The sequence below is a fragment of the Arthrobacter sp. FW306-06-A genome (assembly GCF_021870055.1).
GTDB lineage: Bacteria > Actinomycetota > Actinomycetes > Actinomycetales > Micrococcaceae > Arthrobacter.
This window is the reverse complement of sequence record NZ_CP084552.1, coordinates 4372695-4385759: the sequence shown is the minus strand read 5'-3', so window position 1 is coordinate 4385759 and position 13065 is coordinate 4372695. Positions and strand designations below refer to the sequence as shown.

The window sequence follows — 13065 nt, the reverse complement described above, 5'->3', positions numbered from 1 at the left end:
GTCAGTAGAAGCGGGGCCAGTCAAGAGATCTGCGCGGCATGCAGCTCAGCGGACAGGTTTGGCCGTGTCTTCTCCGGCTTGGGGGCAGGCTCCGGAGCGGGTGGTGGCGCGGGCTGCGGAGCTGGCTGTGAAACCGGGGGCGGAACTGCGCCAGGGCACCGGTAGTTGTAGTCGAGGTCGTTCTCCGTGAACTGGGTCGTGGTTACAGTCCCGCCGGGCGTCAACGGGGCGGCCTCGCAGTATTCCTCTGCCGACTCAGCGGAGTAGGCGCCCGCCAGCCAGTTCTGAAGTTTGTAGAGGTTGCTGTCGGGACTGACATCGCCCACGATCTCGCCGAACTGGTACCCCGTGGAGTAAATCCCGACTTCTGCCCCGGCACCCTGCAGGAAAGCCGTCATGCCTTCCAGCTCGGCCGCATTGACCGCCTTGTCCCATAGCCAGCTGTTCCCGAATTCGACATCGAGCCACCACATCCGGTGGGGCACGTTGTGCCCGGCATGCTGCAGGATGTCGGCCGCGTTGGCGGCCATGGCGTAGCCGTGGACGTAGGCGCAGGCCGGCGAGCCGGTGCCGTCACATGTCCCGTAGGGGTTGCCGACAACAGCGTCGCGATAGGTGTTGCCTGCGGGCCACCACAGAGTGTCCACAGGACCGGTTGCGGCGGTGTTCACATACACGGCCGCCGGTGTCCCTCCTGCCGAGGCCGCGCTTTGGTCCGCCCAGGCCAGCTGGTCCGACAGGCACGGGTTGGCCGTATCCGGCCGGCCACCGTTCACGCCGACGATCGCAAACGCAGGGGGTGAAGGAAGATCTGTGCCGCATTGGGGCCAGGAGATGTCGTTGCCCAGCCCTGCGGGACTGGGTACAGGCCCCGATTCGGCGTCCGCGTAAGCGGGACCGGCCTGCCAGGCGAAAAGCAGGCACGCAGCGAGCAGGATTCTTATGGGCTTCATCTTTGGCCCCCATGTTCCGGAACTGACACCAACGGGCCTTCTTGCGGCCCGGTTCGCAGCCTAAAAGGCCGGCGCCACGGGGGTCATGGGTGGCTGGTACTGGTCTTTTGGGAACCGGCACGGGGGAAGGCACTGTTAGGTACCTGGTTCCGCGGGCACTCCTACTTGGGTGGATGAATCCCGGCCGGTCCGCGGGCGCCGCCAGGGCGGCAGGTCACCCTGCAGGACGTCAGCGCCGTCCGCCGGGCAGCAGCCCTGCCACCAGCGAGACCAGGGAGATGATGATCACGGCGAACACCGCGGTCCAGAAGAAGGAATCGATGGTGAGTTGCACGGACGTATAGCTGCTGATCCATGCCGTCAGGTAGAGCATGGCGGCATTGATGACGATGGCGAACAGGCCAAGCGTCAGGATGGTGATGGGCAGTGCAAGAAGGCTGACCAGCGGCCGGACAAAAGCGTTCACCAGGCCGAAGATGAGGCCGATGAAGAGGTAGGCGAGGACAATCCCGATGATTCCGGGGTCCTGGGAGATGCCGGTTCTGGCCACCGCAGCGGACGCCCCGGTGCTGGTGATGTCCATGCCCGGCAGGATCCAGTTGGCGATCCAGAGGCCGGCAGCATTAACCACGATCCGAAGGATGAAGGAACCCATGGCACCATGCTTCCATACCGTCCCTCCGGGCGACTGGCGGCGGCCTGAATTTCTGCCGTTCGTTCCCCGGAACCCTTGAGGGCCTCGAAGTAGGCTAGGGGCCATGACTTCATCTGAGACCAGGGCGGGCGGAATCACGCCGCGCCCGGTGCTGGACCGGCTGCCCCGCTACGCCGCCGGAAAGCCGCCGGCCGCGGTCAACGGACTGGCCAGCTACAAGCTGTCCTCCAACGAAAACCCGCTCCCGCCGATTCCGGCCGTGCTGGACGCCATCGCCAACCAGAAGGACGTCAACCGCTACCCGGATCCCCTGAGCAGCAAGCTCCGTGCCGCGCTCGAAGAGTTCCTTGATGTGCCTGCCGAGGACATCGTGACCGGAGCTGGAAGCCTGGGCGCGTTGAACCAGATCCTGGCCGCCTTTGCCGGCCAGAACGATGACGGCAAGGCTGACGAAGTCATTTACGCGTGGCGCTCCTTTGAGGCGTACCCCATCAGCGTGGGCCTGGCAGGCGCCGAGAGCGTAAGGATCCCCGTGACAGCCGACGGACGGCACGACCTCGCAGCCATGGCGGCCGCCGTGAGTGCCCGCACCAAGGTGATCCTGCTCTGCACGCCCAACAACCCCACCGGCCCCGCCCTTACCGCGGCTGAAACGGAGGCCTTCATCCGGTCCGTCCCGGCCGACGTCGTGGTGGTTATCGATGAGGCCTACCAGGAGTTCGTCCGGGCGGAGGATGCAGTGGACGGGATCGCGCTTTACCGCAAATACCCCAACGTTGTGGTGCTCCGGACGTTCTCCAAGGCACATGGCCTGGCCGGACTTCGCGTTGGCTACAGCGTCTCCCATCCGGAACTGACCCAGTACCTTCGGGTCGCCGCCACACCCTTTGCCGTGTCCCAAATTGCCGAAAAAGCGGCAATTGTTTCCCTGGAGAATTACTCCCAGGTTGTGGAAAGGGTACAAAAGCTCGTGGCCGAGCGGACACGGGTCCTGGCCGGCCTCCGGGAGCTGGGATGGGCGGTTCCCGATGCCCAGGGCAACTTTGTGTGGCTTGCCCTTGGCGCTGAAAGCACAGCCTTTGCGGAGTTCGCGGGCACCCGGGCCCTGTCCGTGCGGGCATTCGCCGGGGAAGGCGTCAGGGTCAGCATCGGGGAACCCGAGGCAAACTCCCGGTTCCTCCAATTGTGTGCCGACTATACAAAGGCGCCAGCAAGTTCCTAGCGCTTAACAAGTAGCCCTCCAGCTACTTACCGCAGATAAAGTTAGGATCAGTAAGCCAATGTATATGCCGTAAGAGGAATGTATTCCTTGTAAGGCATATATCCTCACGACATCGCATTGCATCCGGATGCGGCAGGCAAGGAGACGGTATGGGCACTCATCTGCCTTCCACCGAGTTCGACGGAACAGCTGTAGACGACCAGCGCGAGGCCGATGCTGAGGCCGTCATGGGAGAGCCCCCTGCCCAGATGGTGCAGTTGCTGGGCCCCGACGGAAAGCTGGGCGCCGATCCGGTCTTCAGTGAGTACGCGGACAAACTCACCCCGGAGGACCTCCGCGGCCTCTACGCCGACATGGCCGCCATCCGCAGGTTCGACGTCGAAGCCACCGCCCTCCAGCGCCAAGGGCAGCTGGCATTGTGGGTCCCGCTTACCGGCCAGGAGGCAGCACAGATCGGCTCGGGCAGGGCCAGCCAGCCGCAGGACTACATCTTTCCCACCTACCGGGAACACGGCGTAGCGCTCACCCGCAACGTGGACCTGGCAGAACTCCTGCGCCAGTTCCGCGGGGTTTCCAACGGTGGCTGGAATCCCAAGGACACCAACTTCCACCTGTACACCCTGGTCCTGGCCGCGCAGACCCTGCATGCCGTCGGCTACGCCATGGGAATCCAGCGGGACCAGAAGCTCGCGGCGTCAGACCGTGCAGGAAGGCAGCCGGATGCGGCCGTCATCGCTTACTTCGGCGACGGTGCCAGCTCCGAGGGCGATGTCCACGAATCGATGGTGTTCGCCTCCTCCTACAAGGCTCCCGTGGTGTTCTTCTGCCAGAACAACCACTGGGCCATCTCCGTGCCCACCAACGTCCAGACCCGCGTGCCGCTCTCCAACCGTGCCAAGGGCTACGGTTTTCCCGGCATCCGGGTGGACGGCAATGACGTGGTCGCTGTACACGCGGTCACCGAGTGGGCGCTTGAGCACGCACGCCAGGGCAAGGGCCCGGTCCTGATCGAGGCCTTCACCTACCGGGTGGGTGCGCACACCACCGCGGACGATCCCACCAAGTACCGGCACTCCGACGAAGAGGACGCCTGGCGCGCCAAGGACCCGCTGGCCCGGCTCGAAAAGTACCTGCGCGCCGAAGGCCTGGCCGACGACGCCTACTTCGCAAAGGTGAAGTCCGACGGCGACGAGCTGGCTGCGTATGTCCGACGCACCGCCCATGATCTTGAAAACCCGGACATCCGGACGGCCTTCGCCAACGTCTACGCCGAAGCACACCCGCTGGTGGCGGAGGAACTGGCGTGGTTCGAGGAATACAGCGCAGGATTTGCCGGCGAGGAAGAATCCGCCGGGCAGGCAGCAAAGGCAGGCCACTGATGACCACCATGACCATCGCGAAGGCCATCAACGAGGGCCTTCGCGCCACCCTCGCCGCCAACCCCAAATCGCTGCTCATGGGCGAGGACATCGGCCCCCTGGGCGGCGTCTACCGGGTCACCGACGGGCTGATCGGCGAGTTCGGCCCGGACCGCGTGGTGGACACCCCGCTGGCGGAGTCCGGCATCATCGGCACCGCCATCGGCCTGGCCCTGCGCGGCTACAGCCCCGTCTGCGAAATCCAGTTCGACGGCTTCGTATTCCCCGGCTTCAACCAGATCACCACGCAGCTGGCCAAGATGCACGCCCGCAGCAACGGCAGCCTCACCGTTCCGGTGGTCATCCGCATTCCCTACGGCGGTGGCATCGGCTCGGTGGAGCACCACTCGGAGTCCCCCGAGGCCCTGTTCGCCCACACGGCGGGACTGCGGATCATCACCCCCTCCAACCCGCATGACGCCTACTGGATGGTCCAGCAGGCCGTGCAGTGCCAGGACCCGGTGATCATCTTCGAACCCAAGCGCCGCTACTGGCTCAAGGGGGACGTGGATGTCCAGGCGCCGGGCCCCGCCGAAGACCCGTTCAAGGCACATGTGCTCCGTGAAGGGACCGACGCCACCGTCGTGGCCTACGGCCCCCTGGTTCCCGTGGCCCTGGCCGCCGCCAACGCAGCAGAAGAGGACGGACGCAGCGTTGAGGTCATTGACCTGCGCTCCATTTCGCCGATCGACTTCGACACCGTCACCGCGTCCGTGAAAAAGACCGGCCGGCTGATCGTGGCGCACGAGGCACCCACGTTCGGCGGAATCGGCGGCGAAATCGCCGCCCGCATCAGCGAACGGGCCTTCCACTCGCTCGAATCCCCGGTGATCCGTGTGGGCGGATTCCACATGCCGTACCCCGTTGCCAAGGTGGAGGAAGACTACCTTCCGGACATCGACCGCATCCTGGAGGCGCTGGACCGCGCCCTCTCCTACTGAGGACACCATGACCCTGAACAAGTTCAACCTGCCCGACGTCGGCGAGGGCCTCACCGAAGCGGAAATCGTCTCCTGGAAGGTCAAGCCCGGCGACGCCGTGGCCATCAATGACGTCCTGTGCGAGATCGAGACCGCCAAGTCCATCGTGGAACTGCCGTCCCCGTTTGCCGGGACCGTCACCGAACTGCTGGTGCAGGAAGGGGTGACCGTCGACGTCGGGACTGCCATCATCAGCGTCAGCGACGAGGTTGCCGGCGACCCCACCCCCGCGGACGTGCGCGCACCCGAAGCACCCGCACAGCCGCAACAAACGGCGCAGCCGCTCTACGGCAAGCTCCCCCAGGATGAGGCGCCGGAGGGGACGGACGACGGCGGCACTGGCGCCGGTGCCCCGGCCGGCGGTCCGCTGGTAGGTTCCGGCCCGAAGGCTGACGCCGTCAAACGGCGCCCGCGCAAGACCTCACCAGCCGCTGCCGTGACGGTCAACGCACCCGAGGTTGAGCCTGTGCAGCCGCGCACCCCCGCTGAGGTGTCCGCCGGCGCACCCGCCGTCGTCGACAACCGCCCAACCCTGGGCGGCACCATCACCGGCCTGGTCAACCGGGTCCTGGCCAAGCCCCCGGTCCGCAAGATCGCCCGTGACCTGGGCATCGACCTGGCGGACGTCGTGGCCACCGGCTCCCGGGGCGAGGTGACGCGGGAGGACCTGGTGAGCTACCAGGCCCAGCGCGACGCCGAACTGGACAAGGCGGACGGCTTCTGGGGCAAGGCAGGAAAGCCGCAGGACCAGCGGGTGGAGCGGATCCAGGTCAAGGGCGTCCGCAAGGCCACGGCGAAGGCGATGGTGGAATCGGCCTTCGCGGCGCCACACGTCAGCATCTTCGTGGACGTTGACGCCAGCCGCACCATGGAGTTCGTCAAGCGGCTCAAGGCCTCCCGGGACTTCGAGGGCGTCAAGGTGTCGCCGCTGCTCATCCTGGCCAAGGCCGTCATCTGGGCAGCAGCCCGCAACCCCAGCGTGAACGCGTCCTGGGTGGACAACCAGGACGGGTCCGCCGAGATCCAGGTCAAGCACTTTATGAACCTGGGCATCGCCGCAGCAACGCCCCGCGGCCTCATGGTGCCCAACATCAAGAACGCCCAGGACCTGTCGCTCAAGGAACTCGCCCTGGCCCTGAACAGCTTGGCCACCACCGCAAGGGCCGGGAAGACGCAGCCAGCTGAAATGCAGGGCGGCACGCTCACCATCACCAACATCGGCGCCCTGGGCATCGATACGGGTACGCCCATCATCAACCCGGGCGAGGTGGCCATCGTGGCCTTCGGGACCATCAAGCAGAAGCCCTGGGTCCTGGACGGAGAGGTGATTCCCCGCTGGATCACCACGCTTGGAGGGTCCTTCGACCATCGCGTGGTGGATGGTGATCTGTCCGCCCGCTTCATGGCCGACGTCGCGGCCATCCTGGAAGAGCCCGCGCTCCTCCTGGACTAGCAGGTGACGGTAAGTGGCGGGTCAATCCGGGTCAAGAACCGGACCGCCAGATGGCTGACTGAGGTTTTCCAGCCACCGGTGGTGGTTTCCCTCCAGCTGCTGATCAGCCCGCTGGCGGAGGCTGGGTTTCCCGGGTCCATCGGGTACGGCGCACTGGCGGCGCTCTTTGTGTGCGTGCTTCCGCTGGTGGTGCTGCTTGTCCTGGTCCGAATGGGGAAGGTGACGGACCACCACGTCAGCGACCGGAAGCAGCGTGCGCCCGTGCTCCTGATGGCACTGGCCTGCATCGCTGTCGGCTTGCTGGTGCTCAACGCCGTGGACGCGCCGCCGAGTGTGGTGGCCATGGTCCTTGCGGTGGTGGGCGGAGTCGCCGTCCTGGCAGCGGTCAGCCCGTTTTGGAAAATGAGCGGCCACGCCGCGGCGATGTCCTGTGCCGCCGTCGTATCCGTGCTGATGCTGGGCCCGGCGTGGGCGCCGCTGCTGCTCCTGGTCCCGGCGGTCAGCTGGTCAAGGGTGGTCCTAAGGGCGCACACGCCGGCGCAGGTGGTGGCCGGTTCGCTCTTCGGCGGCGTGGTGATGGCCGGAATCTGGTGGCTGTTGCGGGGCTGGCTGGTGGGATGAAGCCCCGGGGAGCACGCGCAGCGCCGGGGCTTTAGTACGCGTTGTAGGCAGTCAGGGCGTCAATGACCGCCGGATCGGCAGTGGCTCCCAGGGCGACCGCAGCGCCGGTCATGAGGACGCCCATCAGGGCGGCCATGCCGGCCCAGGCGCTTAGCAGCTTCCAGTCCTCGCGCAGGACACTGCGGACGGTCTGCGGAAGCTGAAGCCCGGGAGCGATGAGGTTGGGCGCGCTGTCCAGGCTGCCGTCGTCCAGCAGCGCAACTACCCTGTCGTTGCCGCGGTCCACCCGCATGGAGCTGATGTGGTTGCCGTGGCGGGCCAGGAGGATGTCGTGGCCAACGAGCTGGCGGCGCTGCAGAGTAATCAAGGAGGAGCCCTTCGCTGGGGGTGGAATCGTCAGTGTCCACGCCTTTGGGGGCCCTACAATTTTATCGTTGCGCCACCAGCTGAAACGGTGATGTGGCGGTGAGAACGGACACCCCCCGCAGCGATGTCCGCCACCACGGGGAGTGTCCGGGGTTACTCCCGGGGGCTGGAGGGCCTAGTCGGCGTCGTAGGTGTTGGCGATGTAGACGTCGCACGGTGCGTTGTGGGCCACGCTGTTGGCCACGCTGCCAAGTACCCGGCCGATGCCGTGCATGCGCCGGTTTCCCACCACGATGATCTGTGCGTCCATTCGGACCGCTTCCTTGATCAAGGCGTCGGCGGGCCGTCCGCGTGCTGCCGAGTACGTCACGGTGATGTCGCGGCCCAGCGATTCCGCCACAGTGCGCGCCACCTGCTCTGCAGCGTCCGCATCGGAGACGATCCACCGGTCGCTGCCGCTGCCGAAAACCTCGGTCCGGTCGCTGTCGAAGGCGGATACGACGTGCAGCGAAGCGCCCATGGCTGCTGCCAGGCCCTTGGCCGACTCGGCCGCCTTCTTTGCGGTCTCACTGCCGTCAACCCCTACAACGATGATTCCACCCATATGCATGCTCCTTTGCTCGGTTTACGGCTTTCGTGTGGCTTACGCTACAGCGCGGCGATGGCTTCCTGCAGCACCGGCGCCAGGCGGCGCACTCCTTCGGCGATCGCGTCGGGAGGCACGGCGCTGAAGGCGAGCCTCAGTTTGTTGGACGGCTCGTCCGACGGCGTGAAGGCGGCTCCCGGGATAAACACCACCCCGGCGTCGATCGCCTTGTGCAACAGAGGGTAGGTATCGACGCCTTCGGGCAAAGTCACCCAGACGAAGAAGCCGCCCTGCGGACTGGTCCAGGATGTTCCGGCCGGCATGAATTCCTTGAGGGCGGCCAGCATGGCCCGGCACCTTTCGGCGTAAAGCCCCCGGTAGGTCTCGATCTGCCCCTTCCAGTCGTACCCGCGCAGATAGGCCGAGACCAGCATCTGGTTCAGGGCAGGCGGGCAGAGCGTCACGGACTCCGCGGCAAGGTAATAGCGGCGCTGCAGGTGCTCCGGTACCAGGGCCCAGCCGATGCGGAGGCCGGGAGCGAAGATCTTGGAAAAGGAGCCCAGGTAGATCACGTCGTCCGGGTTGGCGGCCCGGAGGGGAGCCAGGGATTCCCCCTCGAAACGGAGCAGGCCATAGGGGTTGTCCTCCAGCACCAGGATATTGGCACGGCGACATATATCCACCACCTGCTGCCGGCGTTCCTTGGCCAGGGTGATGCCGGAGGGGTTGTTGAAGTTGGGGATGGTGTACAGGAACTTGATGCTCCTCCCGGCCAGCTGCAGGGCTGCGATGCGGGCCTCCAGCAGTTCCGGAACCAGGCCGTACTGGTCCATTTCCACTGTCTCCACCTGGACCTGGTACGCCTCAAAAGTGTTCAACGCGCCCACGTAGGTGGGGTCCTCCACCAGCACCACGTCGCCGGGATTGCAGAAAAGCTTGGTGGCCACGTCCTGTGCGGACTGGGAGCCGGCGGTGATCACCACGTTCTCCGGTTTGGCATCGAGGATGCCTTCGGTGGCCATGACCTCGCAGATCTGGGCCCGCAGTTCAGCGGTTCCCTGCCCGGCGCCGTACTGCAGGGCGGTGAGGCCGTCCTCGGCGATGATCTTCGCGGCCGTCGCTGCAAGGCGGTCAAGCGGAAGCGACCGCAGGTAGGGGCTTCCACCGGCCAGGGACACCAGGCCCGGCCGCATGGAGATGTCGAAGACGTCGCGCACGGCCGACTGGCGGATGTTTGCCGCACGCTCGGAGAAGAGTTCCTCATGCCGGTGCGCCGAGGTGGCGGCGCGTTCGATGGCGTCAATGGCCTCTGCCGGAAGCGTGCCGGCCGCAGCGTCAAGTGTCTCGTGGCTCACAGAGTCAGGATACAGCCCGCTGTTGCTTCGAAAGCAACAGCTGTTTATCCCTGTTTTACCGGCGCGAGGTTCGGCACCGGGGGGCGCGCTACTTCAACTTCAGGTAGTCCGCCAAGGTCTCGCCGTTGATGTAGATGGCGGCTTTGACGGCGCCGACGGCTTCAAGTGCCGTCTGGGTCAGCTGGGCCTCAATGCGGGGAAGGTCGCAGGTCCCGCCCGGGTTGAGGGTTCCTGCCAGGTAGACCGTGACAGTGGTGCCGTCGAAGCTGCCGGACAGGAACCTTAGCCGGGAGCCGCCCAGCGCGTTGTACAGATTTTCCGGCTGCTGTCCACCGCCCAGGATGGCGTTGACAGCTGCCTTAAGCCTGTCGTCTCCCGCGCCGCCGGCCAGGGCAGCGCCAACCAGGCTGTCGTTGCAGCCAAAGCGGACGCCGTGCCTGCCGCCGTCGTCCATCAGCACGAAGTAGGCCCTTACCGGCGGGGCCGTAGCCTCGGTGCCACTGCCAGGGGCGGGCGAGGCCGCGGGCGCCCCGCGTCCGGATTCAGTGCCGGCAATTGTGGCGGGAAGGAAGGCCAGTGGGGCGGCACTTGGTCCGGTGCTTCCCGCTGGAGCGGGGGATTGCCCCTCCGGGCGGGGGAGCGGGGCGCTGCAAGCGGTGAGCAGCAGGGCCAGGCATCCTGCGGCAGCCATGGCGGCACGCCCACAGCTGTCCCAGCGTCTTTTTCCTGCCATGGGGCCGCAATCCGATCCGGTAGTTCCAGTGGATTAACGCTACGGCCGGTCTTCCCGCCGGGGATGTCCGGACGGTACCGGTTGGGACAAGAGTTGGTCACGGTGCCTGCGCCTGCCCTTAAACGCGGCAGTGTCCGGGACGCACGGGGCGTACCGGACACTGCGGGGTGCGTGACGGGCTAGGCTGCGGGTGCGGATGCGGCCAGGGCGTCGAAGATGCCCTTGATCTGCTCCACTACCTCGGCGTCGTCCTTGGGGTGGACCTCGGCGAAGCGCACCATGGAGCCGGGGACGGCAAGCTTGACGTCTTCCAGGACCTTGGCGCCTGCGATGCCGGCGGCCTTGCGGGCCTCATCCTGGGCCCACACGCCGCCGTACTGGCCAAAAGCGGTGCCGACGACGGCGGTCGGCTTGCCTGCCAGGGCGCCGGCGCCGAAGGGGCGGGACAGCCAGTCGATGGCATTCTTCAGGGTGGCGGGAACGGTGCCGTTGTACTCGGGGGTGACCAGCAGGACGCTGTCAGCCTCTTCGGCTGCAGCACGCAGTGCTGCCGCCGCGGCCGGGACCTGGCCTTCGACGTCGATGTCCTCGTTGTAGAACGGGATGTTGCCCAGGCTTTCGTGGATCACCACGTCCACCTGCTCCGGTGCGTTGAGCTGGATGGCTTCCGCCAGCTTCTGGTTCGTGGATCCGGCGCGGAGGCTGCCGACAAGGGTCAGTACGGTGCTCTTGGTCATGGAAACTCCTGGTTTGGGGGGGCGCGGCCGCAGGCCGCCTTCGGTCGAACTTCAGGCTTCGAGCCTTTCAACAGAGTAAACGGACCGCGGTCCGCTTCTATTCCCTCTGGCTACACTGTCTTTGTGAGTTCCATCCCAGTGCGGCCGGAAACGGCTCCGGTTACGGCCGCGGAGCGCAGCGATGCTGCCCGGAACCGGGAGCGCCTCCTGCTGGCTGCCCGCGAACTGATCGAGCAGGGTGGAGCGGCCGCGCTCACCATGGACCGCCTGGCCGAGCACGCAGGCGTGGGCAAAGGCACCGTCTTCCGCCGCTTCGGGAGCAGGGCCGGACTGATGCTGACCCTGTTGAATGACTCCGAGGCCGCCTTCCAGGCCCGCTTCCTGTTCGGTCCGCCGCCCATGGGGCCGGGCGCTGCGCCCCTCGAGCGGCTCATTGCCTTCGGGACCGAGCGGATTGCCTACGTGGTGGAGTTCGGGGACCTGGTCCTCGCGGCCGGTCATGCCTCCCGGGGACGCTTCGAGGTGCCGGCCGTCACCCTCTGGAACCAGCACGTGGAAATGCTGCTGCGTGAAGCCGGAGTGCAGTCGCCGGAGCCGTGGTTGATGGCCGGCTCCCTTACCGCAACCCTGGACCCCGAACGGCTCCTGCACCTCATCCGCGACCATGGAGTCACACGCGACCGTCTTGCCGTCTCGTGGCGCGATCTTGTGACACGTGTTGTAACAGCCGCGTAGGTTACGTGCTGGAGGTTCCGCCCGTCCAGTCATACAAACTTCACAGAACTATTCATAACGATCTGATACGGCGCGCCCGATTTCCGTGGATTACCGAGCTTTTTGGGTTGGGGCTTGTGATAGTTTCCTCTGGAATGTGACCCGCGACATAGTCCACCAGGACCGGCCCCAGGGCTGCGGGAAGCCAGCTACCCGCTGGTGCAGGACCCGGTGAGGCGGCACAATCCGTGCTTGTCCGGGGAAGACGGAAGGATCCAGCAGCGCACATGCTCAAGTACCTCGCCAAGCGCGGCATCACCTATGTGGTGATGATCTTCCTCACCACGTCCGCCGGTTATTTCCTGGCTGTCAGTTCACTCAAGCCGGCACTCCTCGAGCAGGAGCGGATCCCCCGGCCAACCCCGGAACAGGTCGCCAACTCCATGCGGTTGAAGGGACTGGACCCGGACCTCAGCCCATGGGAGCGCTACGTTGACTGGCTGACCGGCATCGTCACCCGCTGGGACTGGGGCCGGAGCCCCAACGGTGCCTACATCAACGCCGAGTTCGGGGACCGCGTCTGGATCTCCACCCGGCTCTTCCTGGCGTCGATCATTTTGACCCTGGTCATCGGTGTTGCCTTGGGCGTCTATTCGGCGGCCCGGCAGTACAAGTTCCAGGACCGCGCCATCACGTCCTACAGCTACCTTGCCTACATCGTGCCCGCGCCCATCGCCTACTTCCTTGTGCAGTTGGCCGCCATCAGCATCAACGAATCAGCGGGGAACCGCATCTTCTTTGTCACGGGCATCTCAACTCCAGGTGTCGAGCCCGGCTGGCCCCAGTTCCTTGACCTGCTGGCCCATTATGTTGTGCCCACGGTGGCCATCACCCTGGTGGGCTGGGGCGCCTACCAGATCGCGCAGCGGCAATACCTGCTGGACAACGTCAACGCCGACTTCGTCAGGACCGCCCGGGCTAAGGGCCTGAGCCGGAACCAGGCCATCGCCCGGCATGCACTGCGCGTCTCCTTCATCCCGGTGGCCCAAAGCATCGCCTTCACCATCCCGGCCATCTTCGCCGGCGGTTTCTTCGCCGAAAAAATCTTCGCCTGGCCCGGCGTCGGTTCCTGGAGCATTGATGCGATTTCGCTGCAGGACGTCAACGCCGCCACGGCCACCCTGGCCTACGGCTCCGTGATCTTCGCCATTGGCGCCATCCTGGCGGACTTCGCCACCACGCTTGTCGACCCGAGAGTGCGGGTGCAGTAGC

At 65.9% G+C, this 13065-nt stretch carries 14 protein-coding genes; 7 read left to right on the top strand and 7 right to left on the bottom strand.

What is annotated here, in order from left to right; all coding sequences use genetic code 11:
* Positions 1-20: 20 nt before the first annotated feature.
* Together LFT49_RS20475 and LFT49_RS20470 are read right to left on the bottom strand one after the other, a co-directional pair.
* Positions 21-953, bottom strand: a complete 933-nt coding sequence (locus LFT49_RS20475; protein ID WP_237429246.1) for a hypothetical protein — start codon at positions 951-953, stop codon at positions 21-23.
* Between the two features lie 229 nt (positions 954-1182).
* Positions 1183-1608: a phage holin family protein gene (locus LFT49_RS20470; RefSeq protein ID WP_236800265.1), complete on the bottom strand. Its 426-nt coding sequence runs from the start codon at positions 1606-1608 to the stop codon at positions 1183-1185.
* Positions 1609-1711: 103 nt separating this feature from the next.
* Here LFT49_RS20470 and LFT49_RS20465 point away from each other — a divergent pair, with 103 nt between their 5' ends.
* The 5 genes from LFT49_RS20465 (at position 1712) to LFT49_RS20445 (ending at position 7302) form a co-directional block, all read left to right on the top strand.
* Positions 1712-2830 (top strand): histidinol-phosphate transaminase, encoded by a 1119-nt coding sequence (locus LFT49_RS20465; protein ID WP_237429245.1) that lies wholly within the window; start codon positions 1712-1714, stop codon positions 2828-2830.
* Positions 2831-2979: 149 nt separating this feature from the next.
* Positions 2980-4209: a pyruvate dehydrogenase (acetyl-transferring) E1 component subunit alpha gene (gene pdhA / locus LFT49_RS20460; RefSeq protein WP_236800263.1), complete on the top strand. Its 1230-nt coding sequence runs from the start codon at positions 2980-2982 to the stop codon at positions 4207-4209.
* Complete coding sequence (locus LFT49_RS20455; RefSeq protein ID WP_236800262.1) at positions 4209-5189, top strand: alpha-ketoacid dehydrogenase subunit beta; 981 nt, start codon at positions 4209-4211, stop codon at positions 5187-5189. Before pdhA ends, LFT49_RS20455 begins: the two co-directional genes overlap by 1 nt.
* A gap of 7 nt (positions 5190-5196) precedes the next feature.
* Positions 5197-6681 carry a dihydrolipoamide acetyltransferase family protein gene (locus LFT49_RS20450; protein WP_236800261.1) on the top strand — a complete coding sequence of 495 codons (1485 nt, stop codon included), beginning with the start codon at positions 5197-5199 and terminating at the stop codon, positions 6679-6681.
* A gap of 3 nt (positions 6682-6684) precedes the next feature.
* Positions 6685-7302 carry a phosphatase PAP2 family protein gene (locus tag LFT49_RS20445; RefSeq protein WP_237429244.1) on the top strand — a complete coding sequence of 206 codons (618 nt, stop codon included), beginning with the start codon at positions 6685-6687 and terminating at the stop codon, positions 7300-7302.
* Positions 7303-7333: 31 nt separating this feature from the next.
* On the opposite strand, the gene LFT49_RS20440 is transcribed toward LFT49_RS20445, so the two are convergent.
* The 5 genes from LFT49_RS20440 to LFT49_RS20420 all read right to left on the bottom strand — a co-directional run bounded on the left by LFT49_RS20440 (position 7334) and on the right by LFT49_RS20420 (position 11079).
* Positions 7334-7669 carry a hypothetical protein gene (locus LFT49_RS20440; RefSeq protein WP_237429243.1) on the bottom strand — a complete coding sequence of 112 codons (336 nt, stop codon included), beginning with the start codon at positions 7667-7669 and terminating at the stop codon, positions 7334-7336.
* A 174-nt stretch (positions 7670-7843) separates the two neighbouring features.
* The gene (locus LFT49_RS20435) at positions 7844-8272 is read right to left on the bottom strand and encodes a universal stress protein (RefSeq protein ID WP_236800258.1); all 429 of its coding nucleotides are present in this window, start codon (positions 8270-8272) and stop codon (positions 7844-7846) included.
* Positions 8273-8316: 44 nt separating this feature from the next.
* Positions 8317-9609 (bottom strand): aminotransferase-like domain-containing protein, encoded by a 1293-nt coding sequence (locus LFT49_RS20430; protein ID WP_237429242.1) that lies wholly within the window; start codon positions 9607-9609, stop codon positions 8317-8319.
* 88 nt (positions 9610-9697) lie between these two features.
* The gene (locus LFT49_RS20425) at positions 9698-10300 is read right to left on the bottom strand and encodes a GerMN domain-containing protein (RefSeq protein WP_237429241.1); all 603 of its coding nucleotides are present in this window, start codon (positions 10298-10300) and stop codon (positions 9698-9700) included.
* Positions 10301-10521: 221 nt separating this feature from the next.
* Positions 10522-11079: an NAD(P)H-dependent oxidoreductase gene (locus LFT49_RS20420; RefSeq protein WP_236820812.1), complete on the bottom strand. Its 558-nt coding sequence runs from the start codon at positions 11077-11079 to the stop codon at positions 10522-10524.
* A gap of 123 nt (positions 11080-11202) precedes the next feature.
* Between LFT49_RS20420 and LFT49_RS20415 the strand changes: the two genes are divergently transcribed.
* Entirely contained in the window at positions 11203-11814 is a 612-nt protein-coding gene (locus LFT49_RS20415) for a TetR/AcrR family transcriptional regulator (protein WP_237429240.1), read from the top strand.
* 266 nt (positions 11815-12080) lie between these two features.
* Entirely contained in the window at positions 12081-13064 is a 984-nt protein-coding gene (locus LFT49_RS20410; protein WP_237429239.1) for an ABC transporter permease, read from the top strand.
* Position 13065: the final 1 nt, after the last annotated feature.

Bases quoted from the DNA above. Each gene is read 5' to 3' on its own strand.
- LFT49_RS20475 (WP_237429246.1), bottom strand. From the start codon at position 953: ATGAAGCCCATAAGAATCCTGCTCGCTGCGTGCCTGCTTTTCGCCTGG.
- LFT49_RS20470 (WP_236800265.1), bottom strand. From the start codon at position 1,608: ATGGGTTCCTTCATCCTTCGGATCGTGGTTAATGCTGCCGGCCTCTGG.
- LFT49_RS20465 (WP_237429245.1), top strand. From the start codon at position 1,712: ATGACTTCATCTGAGACCAGGGCGGGCGGAATCACGCCGCGCCCGGTG.
- pdhA (WP_236800263.1), top strand. From the start codon at position 2,980: ATGGGCACTCATCTGCCTTCCACCGAGTTCGACGGAACAGCTGTAGAC.
- LFT49_RS20455 (WP_236800262.1), top strand. From the start codon at position 4,209: ATGACCACCATGACCATCGCGAAGGCCATCAACGAGGGCCTTCGCGCC.
- LFT49_RS20450 (WP_236800261.1), top strand. From the start codon at position 5,197: ATGACCCTGAACAAGTTCAACCTGCCCGACGTCGGCGAGGGCCTCACC.
- LFT49_RS20435 (WP_236800258.1), bottom strand. From the start codon at position 8,272: ATGGGTGGAATCATCGTTGTAGGGGTTGACGGCAGTGAGACCGCAAAG.
- LFT49_RS20425 (WP_237429241.1), bottom strand. From the start codon at position 10,300: ATGGCTGCCGCAGGATGCCTGGCCCTGCTGCTCACCGCTTGCAGCGCC.
- LFT49_RS20420 (WP_236820812.1), bottom strand. From the start codon at position 11,079: ATGACCAAGAGCACCGTACTGACCCTTGTCGGCAGCCTCCGCGCCGGA.
- LFT49_RS20410 (WP_237429239.1), top strand. From the start codon at position 12,081: ATGCTCAAGTACCTCGCCAAGCGCGGCATCACCTATGTGGTGATGATC.